7 protein-coding genes are annotated in these 5277 nt (G+C 65.2%); 4 read left to right on the forward strand and 3 right to left on the reverse strand.

Annotated elements, in window-relative coordinates; translation table 11 throughout:
* Together PGX04_RS26870 and PGX04_RS26875 are read right to left on the reverse strand one after the other, a co-directional pair.
* Window positions 1-1072: OB-fold nucleic acid binding domain-containing protein (locus PGX04_RS26870; RefSeq protein WP_273741288.1), on the reverse strand; the 1072-nt coding region annotated here is incomplete at its 3' end.
* Window positions 1073-1162: 90 nt separating this feature from the next.
* Complete coding sequence (locus tag PGX04_RS26875) at window positions 1163-1426, reverse strand: hypothetical protein (RefSeq protein ID WP_226042210.1); 264 nt, start codon at window positions 1424-1426, stop codon at window positions 1163-1165.
* Between the two features lie 420 nt (window positions 1427-1846).
* On the opposite strand from PGX04_RS26875, the gene PGX04_RS26880 reads away from it, so the two are divergent.
* The 4 genes from PGX04_RS26880 to PGX04_RS26895 all read left to right on the forward strand — a co-directional run bounded on the left by PGX04_RS26880 (window position 1847) and on the right by PGX04_RS26895 (window position 4617).
* Window positions 1847-2575 (forward strand): metal-dependent hydrolase, encoded by a 729-nt coding sequence (locus tag PGX04_RS26880; protein ID WP_273741289.1) that lies wholly within the window; start codon window positions 1847-1849, stop codon window positions 2573-2575.
* A gap of 215 nt (window positions 2576-2790) precedes the next feature.
* Entirely contained in the window at window positions 2791-3186 is a 396-nt protein-coding gene (locus PGX04_RS26885) for an OsmC family protein (RefSeq protein WP_273741290.1), read from the forward strand.
* Window positions 3187-3421: 235 nt separating this feature from the next.
* Complete coding sequence (locus PGX04_RS26890; RefSeq protein ID WP_273741291.1) at window positions 3422-3703, forward strand: DUF3006 family protein; 282 nt, start codon at window positions 3422-3424, stop codon at window positions 3701-3703.
* Between the two features lie 371 nt (window positions 3704-4074).
* A complete protein-coding gene (locus PGX04_RS26895; RefSeq protein ID WP_273741292.1) occupies window positions 4075-4617 on the forward strand; it encodes a gamma carbonic anhydrase family protein in 543 nt (180 codons plus the stop codon).
* Window positions 4618-4665: 48 nt separating this feature from the next.
* On the opposite strand, the gene PGX04_RS26900 is transcribed toward PGX04_RS26895, so the two are convergent.
* A partial coding sequence (locus PGX04_RS26900; RefSeq protein WP_273741293.1) for an amidohydrolase family protein occupies window positions 4666-5277 on the reverse strand: 612 nt, incomplete at its 5' end.

Consider the following 5277-nt stretch of genomic DNA (forward strand, 5'->3'; position numbering starts at 1 on the left):
CGTGGTCGGCCAGCGGCGCGACGTCGGCCGGTCGGGCCTCGCGCTCGATCGCGCTCTCGAGGCGGTCGACGATTGTCTCGCGCGCTTCGTCCTCGAGAGTCTCGAGGGATTCGGTCTCGACCTGCAGGTCGCCGTGGTGGCGTTCGACTTCGCCCTCCAGTGCGACGACGTCCTCGAGTTCGACGTCGGGGTAGGCGCGAACGCCGGCTTCCTCGAACGCCGCACATTCGACGGTCCCGGTCTCGTCGCGCAGTTCGAAGACCGTCGGACCGCTGGTCTGGCGAACGCCGGTGATCTCGCCCTCGAGGCGGACGACGCTGCCGACCTTGCTCTCGATGGACTCGATGGTCGTTCGCGTGAGCGCTGGCTCCGACTCGGACTCGGGTTCGGCATCGGCCACGTCGTCGGTCGACGGCGTCGATGCGGCGGCGGACTCCGTCGCGACGGAACCGCCACTCGTGACGGCGCTGGCCGCTTCCGCGGCCGCGGGTTGCCCGTCATCGACGGATTCCGTCTCCGGTTCCGATTCGGGCTCGGTGTCCTCGGGAGCCGCCTGCAACTCGCCCGCCTTCGCCGCTCGGCCGTCGGTGAGCTCCTGGTCGCTCTCGTCAGCCGTCGCGGTGGACGACTCGTCGGTCGTTTCGGTTGTCGTCTCAGCGGACGACTCGTCGGCGTCGGTGTCGTCCTCGAACTCCTCGGGACGGTATTCGTCGTCAGCAGTCTCGATCAGTTTGCCGCGGAACTCGCGTTCGCGCTGGCGGATCGACCAGCCGAGGTCGACGTTGCCGTTGTCTCGGACGTCGAGCACCTGGACGAAGACGTCGTCCCCTGGCTCCCAGTCGAGACTCTCGAGTCGTTGGTCGAGTTCGCTTCTGTGCAACAGGCCGGTGACGTGGTCTCCGATGTCGACGAAGACACCGAAGTCGGCGTAGCCGTCGACGGTTCCCCGATAGTAGCGATCGGGGGTGAGCTGTGAGGCGGTCGTGCCGCGAAATTCGAAAACAGCATCCTCCTCGTGGCTCTGACAGATCTCGCCGTCAACGGGTGTGCCGCAGATGATACAGTTACCCATCTACACGAACCAAGCAGTTTCGCCCTAAAACGGTTGTCGGAATGCGTTCGCGACAGAAGTTGCGATCGCGACCGCGGTATCGGGCCGCCGTCAGTCGAAAACCGGAGACTCATCCTCGAGCGCCTCGATATCGTCGACGATCTTCCGAACGTCCTCCGGGAACAGCGAGATCTGGATCTCGTTGTCGTCCTCGTCCTCGAAGACGAGCTTGACGCGCTTGTCGCCGAACTCCCTGGCCTCGGCGTCGTCCACGTCGAACAGCTTGACCGTCGCCGCCTTGTTGTTCGGGCCGACGTTCTTGATCGCGCCGTCGTTCAGCTCTACCATGAACTCCTCGAGCGTGAGTGCGAGCATGGGTGGGGTACGGGCCGGGGGTAAAAAACGACACGGCATTGCCGCAGTGGAGTGCTGCCGGAATGGTGCCGTAGCGTCCACAGTGGTCGGTGGCCACTGATCGTCGCGGACCGCCTGGAAATCGCAGCGGAACCGTCGACCGTGGTGGAAGACGATCTATCGGAACGCGATCCCAGACCGCATGCGTGGTGTGTCAATTCGCGTGCGGCTTTTTATCGTTTCGGGAACGGACGTATAAACGTTGATGATCGTATACGCTCGCTGCGGGCGGTCAGCAAGTCATTGACGGTCGTCTCCCCGAACCGGGAATCGGCCTCCGGGACGGGAATCGATCGACCGATCGCGGATCGAGCCACGACGGTTACGCATCGTCCGCCTCGCCCACTTTTAAGTCGTCATCGGACGAACGGCTCGAGTGGTATGGAACTCACATGGCACGGCCACTCGACGTGGCACGTCACCGTTGGAGAAACGACGCTACTGATCGATCCCTTCTTCGACAACCCGAAGACGGATCTCGAGCCGGCCGACGTCGAGACGCCGGATTACGTGCTGTTGACGCACGGCCACGCGGATCACATCGCCCACGCCGGCGAGTTTTCGGATGCGACGCTGGTCGCTACGCCGGAACTGGTCTCCTACTGCGAGGCGGAGTTCGGCTTCGAGGACGCGGTCGGCGGGATGGGCATGAACCTCGGCGGCACCGTCGAATGTGGCGACGCCTCCGTCACGATGGTTCGCGCCGACCACACGAACGGGATCATGACCGAGAACGACGCGAGCGGCGGGATGCCCGCCGGCTTCGTCGTTTCGGATACGAAGCCCACGCAGGTCAGCGACGAAGAGTCGACGACGTTCTACCACGCCGGCGATACCAGCCTCATGACCGAGATGCGCGAGGTCGTCGGCCCGTACCTCGAACCCGACGCCGCCGCGGTGCCGATCGGCGACCACTTCACCATGGGACCCTGGCAGGCCGCCGTCGCCGTCAACTGGCTCGACGTCGATCACGCCTTCCCACAACACTACGACACCTTCCCGCCGATCGAGCAGGATCCCGAGGAGTTCGCCAGCGAAGTCAAAGCCACCGGCAGCGACGCCGAAGTCCACGCCCTCGAGGCCGACGAACCGTTCGAACTCGGGCCCTGATCGGGCGGCTACGACCGATCGAACGGTCCGATAGTCGGGAGGGAAACCGCACCGTCGACCGCTCGCCGGCAGTTCCGTCGACCGATGGCCGCCAGTTCTGTCAATCGCTCGCCTTCGGTTCCGTCAACCGATGGCCGCCGGTCTCGTCAGCCGGCCGGATCGTCGCGCCCGCGAGAACAATATTTACAGCGCCGCCCGTGGACGACCCGAGTGCCATGGCGAAACAGGTCACCACCGTCTCCGACGAAGGGTACAGCGCCACGAACGAGATCCGCGACTTCGAGACCGCGATCGACGCCAACGGCGAGGACGCTCCCGACACGCTCGAGGCACTGTTGGCGGCCTACGGCTCCTGTTACGTGCCGGCGCTGCGCGTCGGCGGCCAACAGCGCGGGGCCGACGACCTCGGACGGATCGAGATCGACACGACCGGGGAACTCAACGACGACGACAAACTCGAGTCTATTCAGTTCGACATCAGCGTGGAGGCCGACGTCGACGACGACACCGGCGAGGAGATCATCGAGCGCGCCTTCGAACTCTGCAAGGTCCACGACGCGCTGAAGGATAGCCTGCACGCCGACACGAGCTTCGAGGGGAGCGCGTTCTGAGATCGGCCGCGAATCCCTCGACCCACAGCACTCGCGGGACGCGTTCCGAGTTTTGATGGCGTCGGGGCAGCCTACGACTCCGGCGTCCCGACGATCGCACCCTGCGACAGCTCTCTCGAGGCGATCGAGGAGTGCGGCGCCAACGCTACGAGGTTGGTTCGGACGACACCCTCCCGCTCGAGATCCGCCGGCCATCGGTTCAAGTCACTGGCGCACCGACGATGGATGAGACGACATGCGTGAAACCCACACTGCGGTCCTCGACCGTATCGTCGACGGGGCGACGGCAGTGCTCCTGCTCGAGGACGACGGGACCGTCGTCGACGAACTCACGATCGCCGTCGAGGAACTGCCCGATGACGGCCGGCACGAGGGAGCAGTCTTCGACGCAACCGTGGACCGTGACGCGAGGAAATTGCTCGAGGCGACGTACCGCGAGGAGGTCGAACGGGATCGACGGGAATCGGCGCGGGATCGGTTCGATCGGCTCTCCGAGCGATTATCTGACGAGGAGTGAGGACGGCGGGAACAGGCGTCGGGAGCGTGCGTGGGGAATCGAAAGGGGATACCGAACTGTGGGTGGTTCGGGGGGATGACTTGGCGTCACGATGCAATCCGAACGGATAGTGCCGTGCCGCCACGTATCCGATTTTACGGACTGCGTATTAGCCGTGGTGCCAATGTGTGTCGGTACTGTATTCAACTGTGTTTTCGACAACAGGATAGTCAGTCATATCGAATGATCTGAGACGTCGCCGCCGGGGCGTTGGCACGATCGCACGGCCGTCCAACTCGCGATCGTCCCCCGCACGACTGACCGCCTCTCAATCGCTTACTGCACGATCGCCCACTCCACGATCGCTCACCCCACCACGGCCGTCGGACCGGATGGGTACCTTCAAGACGGTTCTCGAGACAGGAACGGACATGCTACGATCGTTCGACGGGACGGAGCCGCAGGTCGCCGACTCCGCGTACGTCGACGAGGCCGCGGTCGTCATCGGCGACGTCATTATCGAAGACGAGGCCAGCGTCTGGCCGAACGTCACCCTCCGCGGCGATCACGGGACGATCGTCGTCGGCGAGGGAGCCAACGTCCAGGACAACGCCGTCCTCCACGAGACGGCCGAACTCGAGCCCTACTCGACGGTCGGTCACAGCGCCATCGTTCACGACGCGACCGTCGCCGAACGCGCGCTGGTCGGGATGAACGCAGTGGTCCTCGACGGCGCTCGCGTCGGCGAGGGGGCGGTCATCGCCGCCGGAAGCGTCGTCACCGAAGACGCCGAGGTTCCGCCGTCGACGCTCGTCGCCGGCGCGCCCGCGGAACCGAAGACCGAGATCGACGATTCGGGACTCGAGGCGACGGCCGACCGGTACGTCGAACTCTCGAGAAAACACGCGGAGACGTCCCAACGACTCGACTACTGACGCGGTCAGCTCAACCGAGTTGGCTGGTGCTCTCGTCGTCACTCGTCGTCACTCGTCGTCAGCGTCCGTGCCGTAGACGACCTCGCGGACGTCGTCGACGCCCGCACGCCGGACCACGGCCCGGACCGGATCCCGCGCGCCGGCGAGGTTGTCCGAGTCCCCGTCGAGTACCAGCAGGCGAGCCTCCCGACCGGGTTCGAGCAGGCCGTACTCGAGGTCAGCGATCTCGGCACCGTTGATCGTCGCCATTCGGAGGATCTCGACGGCCGGCAGGTCGGAGAGCTTCGCGAGGAACTCCATCTCGCGGAACATCGACGGCGAGTTGAGCATCACGTTGTCCGTCCCGAGCGCGAGCGTCGTCCGCTCGTTCAGGTCCTCGTAGGGAGACAGCCCCACGTCGGTGACGAGGTTCGAGCGCGGACAGACGACGATCGGAATCTCGCTGTCCGCGACCCGGTCCAGATGGACCGGCTTCGGGTGAACCATGTGGACCAGAAAGTCCGGCTCGAGGTCCAGCGCCGGGTTGATATCGCTCTCGTCGACCTCGCCGGCGTGGATGCCGAACGGTTTCCCCGCCTCTCGAGTCGCGGTTCGTTCCGCCTCGAACGACGCGTCGTTCGCCCCGCTCGCGCCGAAGCCGTCGCCCGCGCGCATCGCGTC

It is taken from the genome of Natrinema soli (assembly GCF_028618695.1).

What these genes read in the sequence shown, in the direction of transcription:
- PGX04_RS26885 (WP_273741290.1), top strand. Translation starts at nt 2,791, where the DNA reads ATGGCGAAACAGGTCACCACCGTCTCCGACGAAGGGTACAGCGCCACG.
- PGX04_RS26875 (WP_226042210.1), bottom strand. Translation starts at nt 1,426, where the DNA reads ATGCTCGCACTCACGCTCGAGGAGTTCATGGTAGAGCTGAACGACGGC.
- PGX04_RS26880 (WP_273741289.1), top strand. Translation starts at nt 1,847, where the DNA reads ATGGAACTCACATGGCACGGCCACTCGACGTGGCACGTCACCGTTGGA.
- PGX04_RS26890 (WP_273741291.1), top strand. Translation starts at nt 3,422, where the DNA reads ATGCGTGAAACCCACACTGCGGTCCTCGACCGTATCGTCGACGGGGCG.
- PGX04_RS26895 (WP_273741292.1), top strand. Translation starts at nt 4,075, where the DNA reads ATGGGTACCTTCAAGACGGTTCTCGAGACAGGAACGGACATGCTACGA.